At 64.7% G+C, this 22,998-nt stretch carries 17 protein-coding genes and 1 pseudogene; 9 read left to right on the forward strand and 9 right to left on the reverse strand.

Going from position 1 to position 22,998, the window contains the following annotated elements:
• Positions 1-90 precede the first annotated feature (90 nt).
• Positions 91-854, forward strand: a pseudogene (locus RX327_RS03190) (helix-turn-helix domain-containing protein).
• 108 nt (positions 855-962) lie between these two features.
• Here the strand turns inward: RX327_RS03190 and RX327_RS03195 are convergent.
• Together RX327_RS03195 and RX327_RS03200 are read right to left on the reverse strand one after the other, a co-directional pair.
• Complete coding sequence (locus tag RX327_RS03195; protein WP_317249449.1) at positions 963-2,186, reverse strand: ABC transporter substrate-binding protein; 1,224 nt, start codon at positions 2,184-2,186, stop codon at positions 963-965.
• Between the two features lie 125 nt (positions 2,187-2,311).
• Positions 2,312-3,853, reverse strand: coding sequence for a long-chain fatty acid--CoA ligase (locus RX327_RS03200; RefSeq protein WP_317249450.1), 1,542 nt, complete (start codon positions 3,851-3,853; stop codon positions 2,312-2,314).
• A gap of 215 nt (positions 3,854-4,068) precedes the next feature.
• On the opposite strand from RX327_RS03200, the gene RX327_RS03205 reads away from it, so the two are divergent.
• The 4 genes from RX327_RS03205 (at position 4,069) to RX327_RS03220 (ending at position 8,221) form a co-directional block, all read left to right on the forward strand.
• A complete protein-coding gene (locus RX327_RS03205) occupies positions 4,069-5,205 on the forward strand; it encodes an acyl-CoA dehydrogenase family protein (RefSeq protein WP_317249451.1) in 1,137 nt (378 codons plus the stop codon).
• Between the two features lie 190 nt (positions 5,206-5,395).
• Complete coding sequence (locus RX327_RS03210; RefSeq protein ID WP_317249452.1) at positions 5,396-6,559, forward strand: acyl-CoA dehydrogenase family protein; 1,164 nt, start codon at positions 5,396-5,398, stop codon at positions 6,557-6,559.
• Positions 6,559-7,215, forward strand: coding sequence for a glutathione S-transferase family protein (locus tag RX327_RS03215; RefSeq protein ID WP_317249453.1), 657 nt, complete (start codon positions 6,559-6,561; stop codon positions 7,213-7,215). The genes RX327_RS03210 and RX327_RS03215 overlap by 1 nt, the downstream gene beginning before the upstream one ends.
• Positions 7,216-7,390: 175 nt before the next feature.
• Positions 7,391-8,221 (forward strand): AraC family transcriptional regulator, encoded by an 831-nt coding sequence (locus RX327_RS03220; RefSeq protein WP_317249454.1) that lies wholly within the window; start codon positions 7,391-7,393, stop codon positions 8,219-8,221.
• Between the two features lie 53 nt (positions 8,222-8,274).
• On the opposite strand, the gene RX327_RS03225 is transcribed toward RX327_RS03220, so the two are convergent.
• Positions 8,275-9,216 carry an IS110 family transposase gene (locus RX327_RS03225; protein WP_317249455.1) on the reverse strand — a complete coding sequence of 314 codons (942 nt, stop codon included), beginning with the start codon at positions 9,214-9,216 and terminating at the stop codon, positions 8,275-8,277.
• Positions 9,217-9,500: 284 nt separating this feature from the next.
• Positions 9,501-10,724 (reverse strand): ABC transporter substrate-binding protein, encoded by a 1,224-nt coding sequence (locus tag RX327_RS03230; protein WP_050385087.1) that lies wholly within the window; start codon positions 10,722-10,724, stop codon positions 9,501-9,503.
• Between the two features lie 214 nt (positions 10,725-10,938).
• Here RX327_RS03230 and RX327_RS03235 point away from each other — a divergent pair, with 214 nt between their 5' ends.
• The 4 genes from RX327_RS03235 to RX327_RS03250 all read left to right on the forward strand — a co-directional run bounded on the left by RX327_RS03235 (position 10,939) and on the right by RX327_RS03250 (position 17,266).
• Positions 10,939-11,805: a 3-keto-5-aminohexanoate cleavage protein gene (locus tag RX327_RS03235; RefSeq protein WP_317249456.1), complete on the forward strand. Its 867-nt coding sequence runs from the start codon at positions 10,939-10,941 to the stop codon at positions 11,803-11,805.
• Positions 11,806-11,950: 145 nt separating this feature from the next.
• The gene (locus RX327_RS03240) at positions 11,951-13,552 is read left to right on the forward strand and encodes an AMP-binding protein (protein ID WP_050385086.1); all 1,602 of its coding nucleotides are present in this window, start codon (positions 11,951-11,953) and stop codon (positions 13,550-13,552) included.
• Between the two features lie 121 nt (positions 13,553-13,673).
• Positions 13,674-15,290: an acyl-CoA carboxylase subunit beta gene (locus RX327_RS03245; protein ID WP_317249457.1), complete on the forward strand. Its 1,617-nt coding sequence runs from the start codon at positions 13,674-13,676 to the stop codon at positions 15,288-15,290.
• Complete coding sequence (locus RX327_RS03250; protein WP_317249458.1) at positions 15,287-17,266, forward strand: acetyl-CoA carboxylase biotin carboxylase subunit; 1,980 nt, start codon at positions 15,287-15,289, stop codon at positions 17,264-17,266. Before RX327_RS03245 ends, RX327_RS03250 begins: the two co-directional genes overlap by 4 nt.
• A 136-nt stretch (positions 17,267-17,402) precedes the next feature.
• Here the strand turns inward: RX327_RS03250 and RX327_RS03255 are convergent, their stop codons facing one another.
• Genes RX327_RS03255 through RX327_RS03275 form a run of 5 tightly spaced genes read right to left on the reverse strand, consistent with a single transcriptional unit; the run spans position 17,403 to position 22,882 of the window.
• Positions 17,403-18,395, reverse strand: coding sequence for a dipeptide ABC transporter ATP-binding protein (locus tag RX327_RS03255; RefSeq protein ID WP_317249459.1), 993 nt, complete (start codon positions 18,393-18,395; stop codon positions 17,403-17,405).
• Positions 18,392-19,405 carry an ABC transporter ATP-binding protein gene (locus RX327_RS03260; RefSeq protein WP_317249460.1) on the reverse strand — a complete coding sequence of 338 codons (1,014 nt, stop codon included), beginning with the start codon at positions 19,403-19,405 and terminating at the stop codon, positions 18,392-18,394. Before RX327_RS03260 ends, RX327_RS03255 begins: the two co-directional genes overlap by 4 nt.
• Entirely contained in the window at positions 19,405-20,298 is an 894-nt protein-coding gene (locus RX327_RS03265; protein ID WP_317249461.1) for an ABC transporter permease, read from the reverse strand. The genes RX327_RS03260 and RX327_RS03265 overlap by 1 nt, the downstream gene beginning before the upstream one ends.
• Before the next feature lie 4 nt (positions 20,299-20,302).
• Entirely contained in the window at positions 20,303-21,250 is a 948-nt protein-coding gene (locus RX327_RS03270) for an ABC transporter permease (RefSeq protein ID WP_317249462.1), read from the reverse strand.
• A 36-nt stretch (positions 21,251-21,286) separates the two neighbouring features.
• A complete protein-coding gene (locus tag RX327_RS03275; RefSeq protein WP_317249463.1) occupies positions 21,287-22,882 on the reverse strand; it encodes an ABC transporter substrate-binding protein in 1,596 nt (531 codons plus the stop codon).
• Positions 22,883-22,998: the final 116 nt, after the last annotated feature.

Raw genomic sequence — 22,998 nt, forward strand, 5'->3', positions numbered from 1 at the left:
CGCCGGCTGAGGCGGGTTTGTGCGGTTTGGTGATGGATTGTCCGGTCTGCTAGACTGCGCGGAATCAAGGGGAACCGGGCAGGAATCTGGATGCCGACGCCTGACAAGCAGCTATCCGCCGAGCAGAGCCAGCAGGTCGCGGAGACCATCCGCGAGGAAATCGCGCGCCGCCGGATCTCCCGGCAGGCCCTGGCCGAGCAGGCCAAGCTCAGCCTGTCGACGCTGGAGAAGGTGCTCGGCGGCCGCCGGCCGTTCACGCTGGCGACGACGGTTCGGCTCGAGCAGGCGCTAGGCGTCTCCTTGCGCAAGCTGCCGGAGGCGATCACGGTGGCCGCACCTGCCAATGGCGGGATCGCACCCGACAGCCTCGGATCCTATTCGCGCCGCGCGGTGGCACGGATCGAAGGGACCTACATCACGGTGCGTCCGTCGTTCGGCGAGCAGGGCGCGCTCTACGCCTATCGCACCGAGATCGCCTGGGACGAAGCGGCGTCATCGCTCGGCTTTCGCGAGGGCGAACGGCAGGATGCCGATTACACCCAGTATGGCGAGGTGGCGGTGCCCAATGAGTCCGGCTTCATCTACCTCGTCATCATCAAGCACGGTCAGCATCGCGTGATCACGGTGTCGCGGCCGATGCCGGCGAGATGTACGGCATCATCTCGACGCTCCGCGCCGGCCCCGGCTCGCAGCTCACGCCGATCGCCGCGCCCATCGCCTTCCTGCCGGTGAAGAATGTGCCCCAGCCAAGCCTCGGCCGGGTGTCGGCGGATGACGCGAACTACGCCGCCTATCGCGAGCATCTGCGCCGGACGATCGATGAGCCGTTCGCGATTTTCTTGCCGGGTAGTTGAAGCTGGTCATTCCGGGGCGAGCGTTAGCGCGAACCCGGAATCTCGATCCACGAGCTTCAGATTCCGGGTTCGCTCGCGATCGCGAGCGCCCCGGAATAACAGGCTCGACTAGCCTCCCGTCTCGGCGCTGATGATGTCGCCGAACAGCTCCCACTGACCAGCCTTGAAGCGGATCATCTTGAGCTGCTCGATCGGTGCGAAGTCGTTGGCGCCGGTATTGATCTTGATGCCGGGGATCAGCGTGTCGGGCGCAAAATCCTTCAGGCTCGCGGCCTGCTTCATCACGTTCTCGCGCGTCAGGTTGTCGCCGCACTGCTTCAAGGTCTGGACCAGGGTCTGCGCGGCGGCATAGCCGTAGACGATGTTGGTGTCGGAGACGTTGGCGCCCGGCATGTACTTGTCGATGAAGGCGAGAAACTTCTTCATGCCTTCGTCGTCCTTCCATTGCGGGTCCGATGCGTCCTTCAGATAGCTCGCCGACAGCACGCCTTCCGACGCGTCGAGCCCGGCGGGCTTCATCACCGCGCCGATCGAGATCGACACGTCGGTCATCACATGCATCGGCCTCCATTCGAGCTCGGCGATCTTCTTGATCGCCTGTGCCGCGAATTTCGGTGTCGAGATGTTGACGAAAACGTTGGCGCCGGTGCCCTTCAGCTTGACGATGTGGGAATCGATCGAAGGCTCGGTGGTCTCGTAGCTCTCTTCCGCGACGATCAGCGAGGAGGCCTTGTCGCCGAAGATCTCCTTGATGCCGGCCACGTAGTCCTTGCCGAAATCGTCATTGGCATAGAAGATCGCGACCTTCGCGTCGGGCTTGGCCTGCAGGATATATTTCGCGAAGATCCGCGCCTCGACCCGGTAGCTCGGCTGGAAGCCCATGGTCCAGGGAAAGCCCTTGGGGTCGTTCCATTTGCTGGCGCCGGTTGCGAGGAAGAGCTGCGGGACCTTCTTGGCGTTTTGGTACTTCTGCACGGCGGTCTGGGTCGGCGTGCCCAGCGCGTTGAAGACGAGGAACACCTCGTCGCTTTCGATTAGCTTGCGGACCTGCTCCACGGTCTTGGGCGGCGAATAGCCGTCGTCATAGGAGATCCAGTTGATCTTCCGGCCGTTGATGCCGCCCTGGTCGTTGATCATCTTGAAATAGGCTTCCTCGGTCTTGCCGATGATCCCGTAGGCGGAAGCGGGACCCGAATAGGCCTCGACATTGCCGATCTTGATCTCGGTGTCGCTGGCGCCGGTGTCGTATTTCTTTTGTGCAAAGGCGGCCTGGGTGGAAAGCAGGCAGAGCGCCGTGGCGGCTGCCAGCAGCGACAGTGTTGTTGTTTTCATAAAGACAATTTCCTCGATTGATCCTGGTTGGGGACTTACGCAACGAACCCGCAGCCGGTCCCGGCAGACGGCGGCGGGGCAATCCTTGTCGCGGCGAAATCCGGAACGCGCGGCGCGCGTCTGGCTCACGCCGCGGTATCGGTTGGCTTCGGCCGGCTGAATTGCTGCCGGAGCGTCGGCTTATGAATTTTGCCTGTCGCGTTCCGCGGCAGGACCTCGATGAATTCGATCAGGCGCGGACATTTGAACCGCGCCAGATTGGCCTGGCAGTGCGCGTGGACCTCGGCCGGGGTCAGCGAATGGCCTGATTTCACGGCAATGATCGCCATGCCCACTTCGCCCCATTGCGGATCGGGAATGCCGATCACGGCAGCCTCCGCGATGGCCGTGAGCTGGTGCAGGACGTTCTCGACCTCGGCCGGGTAGACGTTCTCGCCGCCGGAAATGTACATGTCCTTCCAGCGGTCGACGATGTAGTAGAAGCCTTCCTCGTCGACGCGGGTCGCATCGCCGGTGTGCAGCCAGCCGTCGGTGAAGGACGTCTTGTTCGCTTCCGGCCTGTTCCAGTAACCCGGCGTGATGTTGGGGCCCCTGACCCAGAGCTCGCCGAGCTCGCCGACATCGGCATCGCTGCCATCGGGACGCACGATGCGTACCTCGGTGTGCAGCACCGGCTTGCCGGCGGAGCCGGCCTTGCGCGCGGCATCTTCGCGGTCGAGCACCAGCACGGCCGGCGAGGTCTCGGTCATGCCGTAGCCCTGCTGAAGCGCGACACCGCGCGCCTCCCAGACCTTGAGCAGCGGCACCGGCATCGGAGCGCCGCCGACACCGCCGACGATCAGCCGGCCGAGGTCGGTGGTCGCGAAGGCTGGGTGCTGCGCCATGAACTGGTAGATCGCCGGCACGCCGAAGAACACGTTGATGCCCTGCGCGGGATCGTTGATCAGGCCGAGCGCCGTGCCGGGATCGAAGGCGCGCATGATCATCACGGTGCCGCCGGCGTGCAGCACCGGATTGGTGTAGCAATTGAGCCCGCCGGTGTGGAACAGCGGCAGCACGGTGAGCAGCACCGAGGCCGGCCCGATGCAGGCGGGGCCGCCGAGATTGACGCAGTTCCAGAAGGTCATGCCATGCGTGATGGTCGCGCCCTTCGGATGGCCCGTCGTGCCCGAGGTGTACATGACGGTCGAGACATCATCGAGCGTGACTTCCTCGAATCGCTCGAGTGGCGTGGCTGCCGCGATGCCGGCCTCATAGGCGCCGCCTGGGCCGAGCCTCACGGTCGCAGCGACATTGCAGAGCTTTGCCACCGCAAGCGCGGTCTCGGCGAGATCGTCGTCGTGGATCATCACCTTCGGCGCGGCGTCGCCGGTGATGTAGCGCAGCTCGGGAACGGTGAGGCGCGTGTTCAGCGGGACGAAGATGGCCCCTAACCGGCCGCAGGCGAACTGCACCTCCAGCGTATCGGTCGTGTTCAGCGCCAGCACGGCGACGCGGTCGCCGCGGGCAACCTTGAGCCCATCGCGCAGCCAGGCGGCGAGCCGCGACACGCGGGCGTCGAGCTCCGCGTAGCTGAAGCGGCGATCGCTGGCGAGATCGACAAGCGCCATCTTGTCCGGCGTGCGCCGGCGATGATGCGCGATCCAGTCGTAATAACGAACCGGCAAATTTCCCTCCTCCGGAACGGCAGTCTTGCGCCGCCTGTTCCTGGCTCAATTGATGCCATGAATTGGCAGTGGAGGGGGCGTATAAGGATGCTGTCTTGCGTTTAGTGGCTGGCAAATCGCCGGACCGGGCCTCGGCACTGATGGCAGCCACTCGACGCAAGTGAACCGGGCGAAATCCGGACATCGTCGGAGGGAAGAATCAACGGAGCACGCGGATGGCAAACCCGTTCTACACCGGCGAGCATGAGGCCTTTCGCGAGGTGATGCGGCGCTTTGTTGCCAGGGAAATCGAGCCTTATGCCCATCAATGGGACGAGGACGGAGAGTTTCCGCGCGAGCTCTATGCCAAGGCATCTGCGATCGGGCTGCTCGGCCTTGGCTTCCCGGAGGAATATGGCGGGATCACCGCCGACCAGTTCATGAAGATCGTCGCCAGCCAGGAGCTGGCGCGCGCCGGCGCCGGCGGTGTCAGTGCCAGCCTGATGAGCCACACCATCGGCTCGCCGCCGATTGCGCGCGCGGCTCGGCCGGAGGTGAAGGCGCGCGTGCTGCCGCAGGTGCTCTCGGGCGAGAAGATCTCTGCGCTCGCGATCACGGAGCCTGGCGGCGGCTCCGATGTCGCGAACCTGAGCACCCGGGCCCGGCGCGACGGCGATCACTACGTCGTGAGCGGCGAGAAGACCTTCATCACCTCAGGCATGCGTGCGGACTATCTGACTGTTGCGGTGCGCACCGGTGGCGAGGGCGCCGGCGGCGTCAGCCTGCTCCTGATCGAAGGCGACACGCCCGGCCTGTCGCGGACGAAGCTGAAGAAGATGGGTTGGTGGGCCTCCGACACCGCGACGCTGCATTTCGACCAATGCCGCGTCCCGGCCGAAAACCTGATCGGCGCGGAGGGCCAGGGGTTCAAGATCATCATGCAGAACTTCAACAGCGAGCGCATGGGCATGGCGGCAAGCTGCACCGCCTTCGCCCGGGTCTGTCTCGACGAGGCGGTTGCCTACGCGAAAGAGCGCAAGACCTTCGGCAAGCCGCTGGCCCAGCACCAGGTGATCCGCCACAAGATCGTCGACATGGCGCAGAAGGTTGCGGCCTCCCAGGCAATGTTGGAGATGCTGGCCTGGCGGCTCGAGCAGGGCGAGAGCCCGGTCGCGGAAATCTGCATGATGAAGAACCAGGCGACGCAGACCATGGCCTTCTGCGCCTCGGAAGCCGTGCAGATCTTCGGCGGTGCCGGCTTCATGCGCGGCATCAAGGCCGAGCGCATCTACCGCGAGGTCAAGGTCAATGCCATCGGCGGCGGCACCGAGGAGATCATGAAGGATCTGGCGAGCCGGCAGATGGGATTGTGAGAACAGCGGCAAGTTGAGCTGCGAGAGAGGAAACACCCTCCCCCTGAAAGGGGGAGGGCAGGGTGGGGGTCACGCCGCGAGTCCAACTGCCGGTGTGACCCCCACCCGGCCCGCTCGGCGTTGCCGAGCGTTCCGACCTCCCCCTTTCAGGGGGAGGTGAAGAAAGACGACGAGAAAACACGAGATAAACATGCTCTTCACCGCCGACCACGACGAGCCGCGCCGCGCACTACAGAAGTTCATCGCGAACGAGATCAATCCCCATGTCGATGAATGGGAGAAGGCCGACATCTTCCCGGCGCATGAGCTGTTCAAGAAGATGGGCAATCTCGGCTTCCTCGGCCTGAACAAGCCGGTCGAGTTCGGCGGCTCGGGTCTCGATTACTCCTACGCGCTGATGATGGCGGAGGAATTAGGGGCCATCACCTGCGGTGGCGTGCCGATGGCGATCGGGGTTCAGACCGACATGGCGACGCCCGCGCTGGCACGATTCGGCTCGGACGAGGTTCGTCGCCAATTTCTGGCACCCTCGATTGCCGGAGATTACGTCGCCTGCATCGGCGTCTCCGAGCCCGGCGCGGGCTCCGATGTCGCCTCGATCAAGACCCAGGCGCGCGCCGACGGCGACGACTACGTCATCAACGGCGGCAAGATGTGGATCACCAACGGCACGCAGGCCGACTGGATCTGCCTGCTCGCCAACACCGGCGACGGGCCCGTTCATCGCAACAAATCGCTGATTTGCGTGCCCATGAAGAGCAAGGGCGTCACCGTCGCCCGCAAGCTCGACAAGATGGGCATGCGTTCCTCCGACACCGCGCAGATCTTCTTCGACAATGTCCGCGTGCCCAAGCGCAACCGGATCGGCGAGGAGGGCAAGGGCTTCACCTACCAGATGATCCAGTTCCAGGAGGAGCGGCTGTGGGGCGCGGCCGCCTGCCTCAAGTCGCACGAATACATCATCAACGAGACCATCGAATATACTCGCAATCGCAAAGCCTTTGGCCAGAGCATCCTCGACAACCAGGTCGTGCACTTCAAGCTCGCGGAGATGCAGACCGAGGTCGAGCTGCTGCGCGCGCTGATCTATCGTGCCGCCGAGCAGCTGGTGGCGGGCGAAGACGTGACGAGGCTTGCGACCATGGCCAAGCTGAAGGCCGGCCGCCTCGGCCGCGAGCTCACCGACGCCTGCTTGCAATATTGGGGCGGAATGGGCTTTACCAACGAGACGCCGGTCAGCCGCGCCTATCGCGACAGCCGCCTGACCTCGATCGGCGGCGGCGCCGACGAGGTCATGCTGATGGTCCTGTGCAAGATGATGGGTACGCTGCCCGGCAGCAAAGGGAGTGCTTGATGATCACGCTCTATCACTGCGACGCCGCGCGCTCGTTTCGCCCGCTCTGGATGCTGGAGGAGATGGGGCTGCCCTATGAGCTGAAGATGCTGCCGTTCCCGCCGCGGGTCTTCGCCAAGGAATATCTTGCGCTCAATCCGCTGGGCACGATTCCCTTCATGGTGGACGGCGAAACGAAGATGACCGAGTCCTCCGGCATCTGCCACTATCTCGGCGTCAAATACGGCCCGACGCCGTTGATGGTCGGACCGGAGGATCCCGCCTATGGCGCCTTCCTGAACTGGATGTATTTCAGCGACGCCACGTTAACCTTCCCACAGACGCTGGTGCTCCGATACACCCAGCTCGAGCCGGAGGAGCGCCGCAACCCGCAAGTCGCCACCGACTACGCAAAATGGTTCCTGGGCCGGCTGCGTGCGGTCGAGGCCGCCGCCTCGAAGTCGGAATTCCTCTGCGCGGAACGCTTCACCGCCGCTGACATCGTCATCGGATACGCGCTCCGCCTGGCGAGCAACATCGGGCTCGCCAAGGATTTTGGGCCAAATGTCGCAGCCTATTGGGCCCGCCTGCAGCAGCGCGACGGTTTCAAGCGCGCAGTTGCTGCGGAGCAAAAAGCCGGTCAGGAACAGAACGTTGCGCCGCGGGCGCGGCCGTAACCTACGCTGTCGTTCCGGGATGGTCCGAAGGACCAGACCCGGAACCTCGAGATTCCGGGTTCGATGCGTCGCATCGCCCCGGAATGACGACTCTTCACATCGGTGACAGGCCTCGAATTTGCGTTATGGTAGCTCCGCCGCAGCGGCCCAAAGAGCCGCGCGAGGAGGAACCGCCATGGACGCGATCGTGGACGCGAAGTGCCAGAGCTCCAGCCAGCAATCCGGTCACCTGATGCTGATCACGCCGGAGCGGGTATTCTATGCCGGGCTGCTCGGCCGCCCCCGCAAGCGCTGTCCCGGCGCATTCCACGTCTATGTCGCGATCCGCGACGGGCTGCATCTGTCGACCAGCGAAGGCCGCGAGTCGCATGGCGAACTCGCGGTGACGATGCCGAACCTGCGCCACACCATCACCAGCGAATATCGTTCGGCGATCTGCGTTGCGATCGAGCCGGAAAGCGTGCCCGACGGCACGCTCGAAGCCGTCGCCCGCCGCCTGCAAGGACCGGACTCTCATCTGTTCGCCAATCGCATCCGCAACGCCTATGCGACGCTCGCCGAGATGCAACATCGCGACGCGATCGCGAACGCCGAGTTCGACGAGATGTGCTTTGGCGAGGCGCTGCCACGTCGCGTGCTCGACCCGCGCGTGATGCGTGCGGTCGCCCGCATCGGGCGTTTCTCCGGCGAGCCGGTGACGGCGGCGGGCTGCGCCGCGGAAGCCGGGCTATCGCCATCGCGCTTCCTGCATCTGTTCAAGGAGGAGACCGGCATCTCCTTCCGCTCCTTCCGTGCCTGGAAGCGCGCGCGGCATCTGCTGCACTTCGCCAACCAAGACCTCAACCTCGCTCATCTCGCGCAGGACATCGGCTATCCCGACTCGACGCATTTCAGTCACTCGATCCGCCGCTTCTACGGATTGAAACCGCGTGCGATCTTCGTCGGCTCGCGCGACCTTGCGATCTACCGCACCGGGCAAGCCGGGAGCGAGCGCGCGCTGACCTAAACTCCGCTGTCATCCCCGCCTAGTGCGCAATTGCGCACGGGAGCCGGCAACTGTTATGTCGGCTTGGTCTGCAGGTAGGGCTTTCTGTCGCGCATCATGGCGTTGAGGACCGTTAGGAGCTTCCTGGCGACGGCAATGAGAGCGAGCTTGGCTGGTTTGCCGACCTGTCGCAGCCGCGCGTAGAAGGCCTTGAATGGATCGGCCCGACGAACCGCGTTCAGAGCCGCCATATAGAGGGCGTCACGAACGCGCTTTCGGCCGCCGGCGATCTTGCGTTTTCCACGGAAGGCGCCGCTGTCGACGTTGAAGGGGGCAAGGCCCGCGAGCGCGGCGATCTGCTTCGCTCCAACATGTCCAAGTTCCGGCATCTTCGCGATCAGCTGCATGCAAGCCACGGGACCCACGCCCGGCAGTGAGCGCATCAACCGCGCATCGTCCGCGATCTCCGGCTCGGCCTTGGTCAATGCGTTGATATCGGCCTCGATCTCGGCGATCTCGCCGTCGAGAACCTCAATGAGCCGACTGATCCGTTCGGCCATGGCGCAGTCGTCGGCCTCGCTGCGCCGGTTCTTCTCCTGCGCGCGCATGAGAACCAGTTGGTCCCGCCGTTTTGCAAGCCCTGCCAAAGCGTTGCGGGCGGGATTGGCGGCCCGCTCGGCTGCCGGCTGCATGACCCGGCCAAAGGCCGCCAGCATCCGTGCATCGATCGGATCGGTTTTGGCAAGTTGGCCGCTGGCCCGCGCAAAATCGCGAGCTCGAGCTGGATTGATCCGAGCGAAGCGGACACCGACCTGGCTTAGGGCCTCGCGAAGCGCGAGGTCATAGGCGCCCGTGGCCTCGAAGACGACCAGCGCATCGCATCGCCAACGCGCCACCTGCTGTGTGATGGCCTGTGCCGCGTTGGCGATGCGCCTGGACACGCCGTCAGCTTCATCAAAGATATCGAGATGCTTCTTGGAGACGTCGATTCCGACATAACGAGGGGGTATGATCACGGTGCCTGTCCCTGTGATGCGAGGTCTGTTGGCGCAGCCTCGTGCAACTGTTCAGGTTGGTAATGGAACGGGCGGGAGGCCGAGCCGGCTCACGGCGTCAAGCGCCAAGGACCCAACGGCTTCCCGCCCAACCCATCATGACAGACTTCCAAGACACAGGGACCCATACCGCGTGATCTATCCGTGATGCGGGATGGCAGAGATCTCGTGAAGCAATTGACGGCCGTGGTTATGGGTCCCGGCTTTCGCCGGGACGACACGTGGAATTTGGGATTCTTCTTCGGTTACAAATTCGCGCCCTGGATCACCTCGCCGAACCGCAGCCAGCCGGGACCTTCGATCCGTTGCAGCTGAAGTTGCTGCAGCGGGTGATGATTGGTCGGGCTGGTGTTGACGCGGATGCCGGGCAACAGCGTCGGAACCTCGATGTCCTTCAGGTTGTTGGCCTGCGCCATGATGTTGTCGCGCGTGAAATTGCCCTTGCATTGCTCGAGCACGATCTTCAGCACCTGCGCCACCGTGTAGGCGTAGAGGTTGTAGCCCTCCTTCGGATTGCCGTCGGGGAAGTACTTCTCCATGAAGGCGAGGAAATTCTTCACGCCGGGATCGTTGGCCCAGGCCGGGTCGGCGACGTCCTTGACATAGGCCGACGAGATCGTGCCCTGCGACTTGTCGAGGCCGACAGGCGCGATGGTCGATGAGATCGAGGCGGCGCCGCTGGCGATGAAGTGCATCGGCTTCCAGCCGAGCTCATAGATCTTGCGGATCGACTGTGCACAGAACTTTGCCGTGGTGCCGGAGATCAGCACATCTGGGCTTGCGCCGCGCAGCGCAACGATCTGGGAATCGATCGTGGGATCGGTAACCTCGTGCGAGGCCACCACGGCTGCGGTCGCGAACCGCTCGCCGAGCACGTCCTTGGCCCCGGCGACGAAATCCTTGCCGAGGTCGTCGTTCTGGTAGAGCACCGCGAATTTCGCGTTCTTGTTCTGGCTCAGTGCATATTTGACGAACACCTGGGCCTCGGTCCGCGCGCTCGGCGCAAAGCCCATGGTCCAGGGATAGGTCTTGTAGTCGCCCCATTTGTCGCCATTCACCGACAGGAACAGATGCGGCACCTTGGCGGCGTTGATGTATTTGACGACCGACGAATTCGGCGCGGTGCCGAGCATGTTGAACAGGAAGGCGACATTGTCGCTTTCGATCAGGCGGCGCACCTGCTCGACCGTCTTCGCCGGATTGAACGCGTCGTCGTAGTAGATGTATTTGATCTGCCGGCCGGCGATGCCGCCCTGCTCGTTCAACATCTTGAAATAGGCTTCCTGGCAGCGCGCCTGCACGCCGAGCGCGGATACCGGGCCGCTCAGGGAGGTGGTGCTGCCGATCCTGATCTCGGTCGCGGTGACGCCTGGCGTGTCGTCGGCCAGCGAAGGCTTAAGACCCGTGACCGCGGCAAGTCCCGCGCCTGCCGCGCCGGTGAGCCATCTGCGCCGGTTGATCGAGACCATGACGTTCTCCCCGTGATGCCGGCTTGTTGCGCCGCTTCTGCTTGGCAGTAAGGTTAGGCGTGACGCGGGCGTCGCGTCTTGTGTTAACCGGCTGACGACGGATTGTGCCGTGAGCGCATCCACTTAGCCAGTCAACGCAAGATGGCGCGAGGGCAAAGTTCTCATCATGGCGAAATCAGCAGCGCATGTGCGCTGCAAAGCGGACAAGAGACTCATGAGCGACAAGGCCGTCATCACCTGCGCGCTGAACGGCGTGCTCACCGACCCGAAGCAGCACAACGTGCCCGTGACGCCCGAGCAGATGGCGCGCGAGGCAAAGGCTGCGTTCGATGCCGGCGCGTCCATCATGCACATCCATCTGCGCCAGCAGGCGCCGAACAAGGGGCATCTGCCGTCCTGGGAGGTCGCTGTCAGCAAGGAGATCCAGCAGGCGATCCGCGAGGCGTGCCCTGGCGTGATCATCAACCACACCTCGGGCGTGTCAGGGCCGAACTACTCAGGCGCGCTCGACTGCATCCGCGAGACCAGGCCGGAGATCGCCGCCTGCAATGCCGGTTCGCTGAACTACCTGAAAGTGAAGGCCGACAACACCTGGGCCTGGCCGCCGATGATGTTCGACAATGCGGTCGAGAAGGTGAAGGATTATCTCGACGTCATGAACGCGGTCGGCACCATCCCCGAGTTCGAGTGCTTCGATGTCGGCATCGTCCGCTGCGTCGGCATGTATCGCCAGACAGGGATGTATTCCGGGCCGCTTGAATACAATTTCGTCATGGGCGTTGCCTCGGGCATGCCGGCCGATCCGGAGCTGTTGCCGATCCTGTTGAAGCTGAAGGCACCGGACGCGCATTGGCAAGTCACCGCGATCGGCCGTGCCGAGATCTGGCCGCTGCACCAGCGCTGCGCCGAGCTCGGCGGCCATCTCCGCACAGGGCTGGAGGACACCTTCTATCTCGCCGACGGCACGAAGGTGACCTCGAACGGCCAGCTGATCGAAGCGGTCGCCGCCTGCGCGCGACGTGCCGGCCGCGAGATCGCGAGCCCCGCCGAGGCGCGGAAGATTTTCGGGGTGAGGCACTAGGGCCACGCCAGCCGTCATTGCGAGCGCAGCGAAGCAATCCAGCTTGCCGTTTGGAAAGTCTGGATTGCTTCGTCGCATCAGCGCAAAATTGCTTTGCAATTTTGTCGCGAGCTCCTCGCAATGACGGTTGAGAGGAGAACCAAGCATGGACAATCTCGCAGCAACCGGCGGCGTCACCGGGCCGGGCCGCATCGGGCGGGTCGCGATCGGCGATCTCTTGAAGCGCGCCGCGCGGCGGTTTCCGGATCGTATCGCACTGACCGACGGCAGCAGGCAGGTCACCTTCACGGAGCTCGAGCGCGACGCCAATCGCTTCGCCAATCATCTCGCGCAGCGCGGGCTGAAGCCGGGCGAGAAGATCTCGACCATTTGCAACAACTCCGTCGAATTCGTCAAAGCGCTGTTCGGCATTCACCGCGCCGGGCTGGTCTGGGTGCCCATCAACACCATGCTCGGACCGGCTGATATGGACTACATCCTCGGCCATGCCGGGGTGCGTTTCGCCGTCATCGACGACGCCCTTCATGCCCAGGCCGACCGCCGCGCCGCGCTGGAAGCGCGCGGCATGGAGATGATCGCGATCGACCTGACCGGCAATGCCGGCAAGACCGGATTGCAGGAGTTCAACGGTCTGCTGGAGGGACAGTCCGATATTGAGCCTGACATCGAGATCAACGACCGCGACCTCGCGATGATCATCTATACGTCAGGCACCACCTCGCGGCCGAAGGGCGCGATGCATTGCCACCTCGCCGTGGTCATGGCCGTGATGAGCAACTGCATCGAGATGCAGCTCTCGCGCGATGACGGGATCACCGGGCAGTTTCCGCTGTTCCACTGCGCCGGCCACGTGCTGCTGCTCAGCTATCTCTCGGTCGGCGGTCGCATGGCGCTGATGCGCGGCTTCGATCCGGTTGCCTGCATGGAGGCGATCGTCCGCGATAAGCTCACCGTGTTTGTCGGCCTGTCCTTGATGTATCAGGCGATCCTCGATCATCCGCGCCGCCGCGACTACGACCTGTCGGGTCTGCGCTGCTGCATCTACACCATGGCGCCGATGGGCAAGCCGCTGCTCGATCGCGCCATCGCCGATCTCTGTCCGAACTTCGTGCTGTCCAGCGGCCAGACCGAGATGTATCCGGCGACGACGATGTCCCGCCCGGAGGTGCAGCTCGACCGCTTCGGCAACTATTGGGGCGAATCGCTGATCGTCAACGAGACCGCGATCATGGACGACAATGGCAACCTGCTGCCGCGTGGCGAGATCGGCGAGCTGGTGCATCGCGGGCCCAATGTGATGATGGGCTACTACAAGGACCCCAAATCGACCGAGGAGGCGCGCAAGTTCGGCTGGCACCACACCGGCGATCTTGCCCTGATCGACGGCAATGGCGAGGTGCTGTTCCTCGACCGCAAGAAGGATATGATCAAGTCGGGCGGCGAGAACGTTGCCTCCGTCAAGATCGAGGAGACGTTGCTGGCGCACCCCGCCGTGCAGAACGCCGCCGTGGTCGGCCTGCCGCATCCGCAATGGGGCGAAGCGGTCTCCGCCTTCGTCAAGCTGAAACCCGGCGCGGTGGCCGACGAGGCCGGCATCGAGGCGCATTGCAGAAAGCACCTCGGCGGCTTCCAGGTGCCGAAGCTGGTGCGTATCCTCGATGAGATGCCGATGACCGCGACCGGCAAGCTGCGCAAGGTCGAGCTGCGGCAGCAGTATGGCGAGTATTTCACGGAGAAGCGCGCGTGATGTCTGCTTTTTCCCTGTCATTCCGGGGCGCGCGTAGCGCGAACCCGGAATCTCGCGCCACAACTTCTGGATTCCGGGTTCGGTCCTGCGGACCGCCCCGGAATGACGGATAGGGTTAGTCATGGCCATCATCGAGAACACGATTTCCACCGGCAGCGCCGCCTTCCAGGGCAATCGCGACGGCATGCTGGCGCTGATCGCCCGGATGCGGGCCCTGGAGGAGCGGACGCGCGCCGCCTCCGCCGCGGCAAAGGATCGCTTCCACAAGCGCGGACAATTGCTGCCGCGCGAACGCGTCGCCCTGGTGCTCGATCCCGGTGCGCCCTTCGTCGAGCTGTCGACGCTCGCAGGCTACATGTTCGACGTGCCCGATCCGAACAAGAGCGTGCCCGGCGGCGGTGTCATCGCCGGCATCGGCTTCGTCTCGGGCATCCGCTGCATGGTGAGCGCCAACGACGCCGGCATCGATGCCGGCGCGCTGCAGCCTTACGGTCTCGACAAGACGCTGCGGGTGCAGGAGCTCGCGCTGGAGAACAAGCTGCCTTACGTGCAGCTCGTCGAAAGCGCCGGCGCAAACCTGCTACGCTACCGCGTCGAGGATTTTGTCCGCGGCGGCAACATCTTTCGCAATCTGGCGCGCCTTTCCGCGGCCGGCCTGCCGGTCGTCACCGTCACGCATGGCTCGTCCACCGCGGGCGGCGCCTATCAGACCGGTCTTTCCGACTACATCGTCATGGTCCGTGGCCGCACCCGCGCCTTCCTTGCGGGTCCGCCGCTGCTGAAGGCCGCGACCGGCGAGGTTGCGACCGAGGAAGAGCTCGGCGGCGCCGAGATGCACACACAGGTTTCCGGCCTCGGCGACTATCTCGCCGAGGATGACCGCGATGCCCTGCGCATCGCGCGCGAGATCATGACCAAGTTGCCTTGGGACCGGCCGACACCGGCGCCGGCCGCGTTCAAGCCGCCGCGCTACGACCAGGACGAGCTGCTCGGCATCATGCCGATGGACCACAAGCGCCCCGTGGACATGAAGCAGGTGATCGCGCGCATCATCGACGATTCCGATTTCACCGAGATGGCGCCGAATTACGGGCCTGCCACGGTCTGCGGCCACGCCCGCATCGAAGGGCAGGCCATCGGCATCATCACCAACAATGGCCCGCTCGATCCCGCCGGCGCCAACAAGGCGACGCATTTCATCCAGGCCTGCTGCCAGACCCAGACGCCGCTGCTCTATCTGAACAACACCACCGGCTACATGGTCGGAAAGGCCTATGAAGAAGCCGGCATGATCAAGCACGGCTCCAAGATGATCCAGGCGGTCACCTCGGCGACGGTGCCGCAGATCACCATCTATTGCGGCGCCTCGTTCGGGGCCGGCAATTACGGCATGTGCGGGCGCGGTTTCCATCCGCGCTTCTGCTTCTCCTGGCCGAATGCCAAGACCGCCGTGATGGGCGGCGAGCAGGCGGCCGAAACCATGGCGATCGTGACGGAAGCCGCCGCGGCGCGCCGCGGCAAGCCGATCGAGAAGGACAAGCTGGATGCCATGAAGGCGCAGATCGTCGGTGTGTTCGACGGCCAGATGGATGTGTTCTCCACCAGCGCACGCGTGCTCGACGACGGCGTGATCGACCCGCGCGACACCCGCGCGGTGCTGTCAGAGGTGCTTTCGATCTGTCGCGAGGCCAAGGCCCGCAGCCCGCAGCGCATGCAGTTCTCGGTGGCGCGGCCATGAGCGGGGCAATCGTGAAGCGGACGCCGTTCTTCAAGGTTCTGGTCGCCAATCGCGGCGAGATCGCGTTGCGCGTGATGCGTAGCGCGCGCCGGCTCGGCCTCGGCGTCGTCGCCGTCTACTCGGATGCCGACCGCGATGCGCTCCATGTGCGTGAGGCCGATCAGGCGGTGCGGATCGGCGAGGCGCTGCCGGCACAATCCTATCTGAAGATCGACGCGATCATCGCCGCCGCCAAGGCGAGCGGTGCCGGCGCGGTGCATCCCGGCTATGGCTTCCTCGCCGAGAGCGAGGATTTTGCGCAGGCTTGCCGCGAGGCGGGTCTCGTCTTCATCGGGCCGTCGCCGCAGGCGATCGCGGCGATGGGCAACAAGGCCGGCGCCAAGGAGATCATGCGCGAGGCCGGTGTGCCTTGCGTGCCCGGCTATCAGGGCGCCGACCAGAGCGATGCCGTGATGCTGGCGGAAGCCGGGGCCATTGGTTTTCCGGTCATGATCAAGGCTGTCGCCGGCGGCGGCGGCCGCGGCATGCGGCTGGTCGAGGACGCGGCGGCGTTTCCCGATGCGCTGCGCAGTGCGCGTTCCGAGGCGAAGGCCGCGTTCGGCGACCCCACAGTCATCCTGGAACGAGCGATCCAGAATCCGCGCCATATCGAGATCCAGGTGTTCGGCGACAGCCACGGCAACGCCATCCATCTCGGTGAGCGCGACTGCTCGGTGCAGCGGCGGCACCAGAAGCTGATCGAGGAGGCGCCGTCGCCTGCAGTGACGCCGGAGCTGCGCGCGAGGATGGGAGAGGTCGCGGTCGCCGCGGTCAAGGCGCTGCGCTACGAAGGGGCGGGGACGCTGGAGTTCCTGCTCGATCGCGCCGGCAAGTTCTACTTCATGGAGATGAACACGCGTCTCCAGGTGGAGCATCCCGTGACCGAGGCGATCACCGGGCTCGATCTCGTCGAGTTGCAGCTGCGCGTCGCCAGCGGCGCGCCGCTCGGCTTGACCCAGGAGGACGTCACGCTCTCAGGCCATGCCATCGAGGTGCGGCTCTGCTCGGAGGATGCCGCGCAGGATTTCATGCCGCAATCCGGCCGCATGGCGCGCTGGCAGGTGCCCGACGGCATCCGCGTCGAGCACGCGCTGCAGTCGGGCTCCGAAATCCCGCCGTTCTACGATTCGATGATCGCCAAGATCATCAGCCATGGCACGACCCGCGATGAGGCGCGCGGCAAGCTGATCTGCGCCCTGGAGGACGTCACGGCCTTCGGCGTCACCACCAACCAGGGCTTCCTGATCGACTGCCTGCGTCATCCGGTCTTTGCCAGGGGCGAGGCGACCACCGCCTTCATCGGCGACAACCGCGATGCGCTGCTGGCGCCGCGGCCGGATCGCGGCAGCGACCTCGCGCTTGCGGCGCTGCTGCTCTACGTCACCAATCCGCACGCCCCGCCATGGCAGCGTGGCCGATCGCTGGCCGCGACGTTCCCGCTCGGCTTGCGGATTGATCTCGGTCACGGCGTGCAGGAGATCGAGATCGTCCGCGAGCGCGACGGCAGTTACATCGCGGCTCGTAATGGCGACCGGTTCTGCTTCGCGATCGACGAGCTTAGTCAAGATAGCATCCGCTTCCACCACGCTGGGGTGATGGAGCATGCCCAATTCCTGCGCGATGGCGACCGGCTCCATATCCTGCATCGCGGCGTCACGTTGTCGGTCCGCGATCTCACGCTGGCGCCGCCGGAGAGTGCGTCAGCTGCCGGCGGTGACGGCAAGGTCCGCGCCGCCATGAATGGCCGCGTCGTCGCTGTCCTGGTCAAGCCGGGCGACCGCGTCACCGCGGGCCAGCCGGTGCTGACGCTGGAAGCGATGAAGATGGAGCACGTCCACAAGGCCGGCCTCGACGGCGTCGTCGCGGCAATCGACGTCGCCGAAGGCGAGCAGGTGACCACGGGCAGGATCGTGGCGGAGATCGGGGCCGCCGCATAACCGCTGTCGTCCCGGCGCAGGCCGGGACCCATAACCACCGAAGCTGATCGTTGGAGCGCGCTGGGCCACAACAGCGCGGCGCAACAGCGAACATTTGTGGTTATGGGTCTCTGCTTTCGCAGGGACGACGGGAAGGTTATTCCTCGCGCCCCGTCCCGTCATTCAGCCAGCACGCGACCTGATGCGCCGGGCCGGCCGCCTGCAGCGCCGGGCGTTCGATCTTGCAGCGATCCATTGCGTAACGGCAGCGGGTGTGGAAGGCGCAGCCTGAAGGTGGATTGATCGGGCTCGGGACATCGCCGTCGATCAGGGGGGCGGTGCGTTTCGCCTTCGGGTTGGCGACGGGCACCGAAGCGAGCAGGGCCTGCGTGTAGGGATGTCGCGGGTTGCGGAACAGCTCGTCCTTCCCGGCGATCTCGACGATGCGGCCGAGATACATCACCGCGACGCGGTGGCTGATATGGGCGACCACGGCGAGGTCGTGAGCGATGAAGAGGTAGGAGAAGCCGTGCCGGCGTTGCAGGTCGATCAGCAGATTGATCACCTGCGCCTGGATCGAGACGTCGAGCGCGGAGACCGGCTCGTCGCAGACGATCAGCCGCGGCCCGAGCGCGAGCGCACGCGCGATGCAGATGCGCTGGCGCTGGCCGCCGGAGAACTGGTGCGGGAAGTTGCGCATCTGGTCGGGCCGCAGGCCCACCTGTTCGAACAGCTGTGCGACGCGCTCCTGCTTCTTCGCGCCGGTCGCGAGGCCATGCACGGCGATGGGTTCGCCGACGATGTCGCCCGCAGTCATGCGCGGATTGAGTGAGGCAAACGGGTCCTGGAACACGATCTGCATCGAACGCCGGTGCGGGCGCAGTGCGGTCTTGCTGAGCGACGCGATGTCCTCGCCATCCAGCTTGATGGCGCCGCTGGTCGGCTCGACCAGCCGCAGCACGCTCCGCGCCACCGTGGACTTGCCGCAGCCGGATTCGCCGACGAGGCCCAGTGTCTCGCCGGTCCCGAGCGCGAACGAGACGCCGTCGACCGCATGCACGGTGCCGACTTGCCGGCGCAACACGCCGGCGCGCACCGGGTAGTGCTTCTTGAGGTCGGTCACCTCGAGGAGCGGGCGCTGCTCGGTCATGACGCCTCCGCTATCTCGCCGGCGCGCCAGCACGCCGCCCAGTGATTGCTCTTGGTCTCGTCGAGCGGCGGATATTCCTGACGGCAGCGGTCGACTGCGAGCTTGCAGCGCGGTGCGAAGGCGCAGCCGGGCGGCAGCTTGGTCAGCGACGGCACCATGCCGGGGATTTCGACCAGCCGGACGTCCTCTCTCGCGTCGGGCGAGGGCACCGCCGGGATCGAGGCCATCAGCCCGCGGGTGTAGGGATGCAGCGGCGTCTCGAACAAGGATTCAACCGTCGCCTCCTCGACCTTCTTGCCCGCATACATCACGATCACGCGCTGCGCCGTCTGCGCGACGACACCGAGATCGTGCGTGATCAGCACGAGGCCGGTGCCGAGCTCCTTCTGAAGGTCGAGGATCAGCGCCAGGATCTGCGCCTGGATGGTGACGTCGAGCGCGGTGGTCGGCTCGTCCGCGATCAGCAGCGCCGGCCGACAGGCCAGCGCCATCGCGATCATCGCGCGCTGGCGCATGCCGCCGGACAGCTGATGCGGATATTCCCGCGCGCGTCGCGCCGGCTCGGGAATGCGCACCAGGCGCAGCATCTCGACGGCCTGCTTCCAGGCCTCCTTGCTGCTCACCTTCTGGTGCAGCCGCACCGCCTCGACGATCTGGTCGCCGATCCGCATCACCGGATTGAGCGAGGTCATCGGCTCCTGGAAGATCATCGAGATGCGGTTGCCCCTGACCGCGCGCATCTGCGCTTCATCCAGCGACAGCAGCTCGGTGCCTTCGAGCGTGACGGAGCCGCCGACGATGCGACCGGGCGGATCGGGCACGAGCCGCATCAAGGACAGCGCGGTGACGCTCTTGCCGCAGCCGGATTCGCCGACGATGGCCAGCGTCTCGCCGCGCCTGACATTGAACGAGAGATCGTCGACGGCCTTGAACAGGCCGGAATTGGTGAAGAACACCGTCTTCAGGTTTTTCACCTCGAGAACCGTATCGAGCGTCTTGGTCTCGCGCATCAGCCGCGCTGCCTCGGATCCAGGATGTCGCGCAGGGCGTCGCCGAACAGGTTGGCGCCGAACACGGCGAGGCTGATGGCGATGCCCGGGAAGATCACCAGCCACGGCGCGGTGCGGACATATTCGGCGGCAGATTCCGACAGCATGCGCCCCCATGACGGATAAGGCTCGGGAATGCCGAGGCCGAGGAAGGACAACGAGGCTTCGGTGAGGATGGTCGAGCCGAGCTGCGCGGTCGCCAGCACGATCAGCGGCGCCAGCGTGTTCGGCAGCACGTGGCGCAGCGCGATCCGCATCTCGCTCATGCCGATCGACTTGGCAGCTTCGACGAAGGGCTGCTCGCGCAGCGCCAGCGTATTGGCGCGGATGACGCGCGCGACCGTCGGGATCAGCGGGATGGCGATGGCGATGATCACATTGGGCAGCGAAGGGCCGAGCGCCGCCGTCATCACCAGGGCCAGCACCAGAAGCGGCAGCGACTGGAGGATGTCGGTCACCCGCTGGAAGACGAGATCGACCCAGCCCGAGAGATAGCCGCAGGTGAGGCCGACGATGACGCCGATCGTGCCGCCGAGCGCGGTCGAACCGAGCCCGACCGCGAGCGAGATCCGCGCGCCGTGGATGATGCGGCTGAACACGTCGCGGCCGAAGGAATCGGTGCCCATCCAGTGCAGCGCGGACGGCGCAGCCAGCCGGTGCGCTGAATCGACGCTGAGCGGATCGTAGCGGCTGATGACGTTGGCGAAGATCGCGGTCAGCACGAACAGCAGCATGATGACGAGGCCGACCGTGCCGAGCACGTGGCGCTGCGCGAGGAACGCAAACCGTCCCCAGCCACCGGTGGCGTTGGCCCCGGCACGTCGCAATTCGCTGTCGAAGTTGATCGTTGCCAAGCGCTCAGTCTCCAAACCGGATACGCGGGTCGATCGCCGCATAGAGCATGTCGACGATGAAATTCACCACCACCACCACGACCGCGATGAACATCACGAGATTCTGCACGATCGGATAGTCGCGCCAACGGATCGCCTCGACCAAATAGCGCGCGACGCCCGGGATATTGAACACGGTCTCTGTGACGATCAGGCCGCCGATCAGGAACGCGGCCTCGATGCCGATCACGGTGATGACAGGCAGGATCGCGTTCTTCAGCGCGTGCTGATAGTTCACCGCCGCCTCGGACGCCCCCTTGGCGCGGGCGGTGCGGATATAGTCCTGCCGCAGCACCTCCAGCATCGAGGATCGGGTGATGCGCATGGTCAGCGCCGCGCTGCGGAAACCGACGGCGGCCGCCGGCACGGCATAGGTGGCGAACGCTTCGAGCCAGGTTTTCGGGTTTGGATTGAAGATCGGCATGGTGCCGAACAGCGAGACCGAGGCCATCAAGATCAGGAGGCCGAGCCAGAACGATGGCAGCGACAATCCGCTGAGGCTGACGACGCGGAGCGCGTAGTCGAGCTTTGTCCCCTGCTTCACCGCGCTGATGACGCCGAGCGGAATGCCGATCGATGCCGAGAACAAGAGCGCGAGGCCGGCGAGCCGCGCCGTGATCGGGATCCGCGGCAGGATCTCCTGCAGCGCCGGCTTTTCCGAGACGTAGGAGTAGCCGAGATCGCCGCGCAGGAATCCGCTGATCCAGTGCAGATACTGGATTACGATCGGCTGGCTGAGGCCAAGCTCGCGCTCCAGATTGGCCTTGTCCGCGGGATCGACATAGCCGGCGGCGGCGAACAAGATGTCGACGATGTTGCCGGGAACGATGCGCAGCAGGAAGAAGATGACGATCGATATCCCGAACAGGGTCACGAGCATCAGGAACAGGCGCCGCACCAGATAGGCAAACATCCTGGCTTTTCTCCCTGATCCCGTCCGTATCCAGACCTACTTGTCCAGCCACACGTCCTCGTAGCGATAGCCGTTATAGGAGCTGTTCGTCATGATGGTGATGCCCTTCACGTAGGGCTGCCAGCAGCTGCCCATGCGGCTGTGGAAGATGATGGGCCGTGCGACGTCCTCCTGCAACTTCTTGTCGATGTCCCAGACCAGCTTCCTGCGCTTCTCGACGTTGGTCTCTTCCGACTGCTGGTCGAACAGCTTCTCGATCTCCTTGTTGCAATAGTTGGTGTAGTTCCGCTCCGAGCCGCAGGCATAGTTCTCGTAAAAGGACTGGTCGGGCTCGTCGACGGCATTGCCGGTGAGGTTGAGGCCGAGCGAATAGTCCTTGCGGGCGATCTTCGGGAACCATTGCGCGGTGTCGACGACGTCGAGCTCGGCGTCGATGTAGATGCTCTTGATCTGGTCGATCAGGATGATCGCGGGATCGCGATAGACCGCGATGTTGCGGGTCGAGACCTTGATCTGCAGGTGCTTGTCCGGGCCATAGCCCGCCTTCTGCATCAGCTTGCGGGCTTCCTCGCGGTTCTTCTCGATGTCGGGACCGTAGCCGGGGATCTGCTCCAGCATCTCCTTCGGCATGCCCCACAGACCGTTCGGCGGCGGCAGCATGGTGCCGCCGATGTCGCCCTGGCCCTCGAACATGATCGAGATGAAAGCCTTGCGGTCGAGCGCCATCGCCATGGCGCGGCGGATGTCGACATTGTCGAACGGAGGCGAAGACGAGTTGACGATGATGTTGGTCGAGACGTTGGTCGGCGCGATCTCGCAGATCGCGTTCGGCGCCTGCGACTTGACGTCCTTCACCAGCGGGATCGTCACCTCGGTCGGAAAGGCCATGTCGAACTTGCCGGCCACGAAGGCGAGGATCGCGGTCGAGCGGTTCGGGATGATGGTGAACTCGATGCCGTCGAGATGGGGCCGGCCCTTCTTGAAATAGTCGGGATTGCGGGTCAGCTTGATGGACTCATTGGCCTTGAACTCGACGAACTTGAACGGGCCGGTGCCGATCGGATGGGTGCGCATCTCCGCCGGCGAGACGTGGCAGGGATAGACCGGCGTGTAGCCCGAGGCGAGCAGTGCCAGCAGCGAGGGCTGCGGCCGTTTCAGATTGAAGGAGACCTCGGAGTCGCCGTTGGTCGAGATGTCGACCACCTGATCGTACCAGGACTTGCGCGGGTTCTGCCGGAACTTCTGCTGCGCCTTGCCCATCAGCATGTCGAAGGTGCATTTGACGTCGGCCGAGGTGAACGGCTTGCCGTCGTGCCATTTCACGCCTTGGCGCAGCTTGAAAGTCAGCGTCTTGTTGTCGCCGCTCCAGGCCCAGCTTTCCGCAAGCTCGGGCCTGATCGTGCTGGCGCTGTTCTGGGCGATGTGCTGGTCGAAGATGACGAGATTGTTGAAGATCGGCATGAACGGAACGTTCAGCGAATAGGTTGCGCCCTCGTGGATCGAGGCGCTGCCGGGGCTGTCGCGGTGATAGATCCTGAAGATGCCGCCCGGTTTCGGCTCGGCTGCGCGTGAAACGTCGCTGATGATCAGCACAGACAACACCGCGACGGCCAGCGCTTGCACGCTCCGCATGGTCCCCTCCCACATTTCGGTCTCAATGGCCGATTGGCATCGACGATACCACGGTGAGGCTGTCGGGCAACCAGCGAGGATCGCGTGGGGATTGGCAATTCGGATGACGCCAGGAC

Source organism: Bradyrhizobium sp. BEA-2-5 (assembly GCF_032918025.1).
Taxonomy (GTDB): Bacteria; Pseudomonadota; Alphaproteobacteria; order Rhizobiales; family Xanthobacteraceae; genus Bradyrhizobium; species Bradyrhizobium pachyrhizi.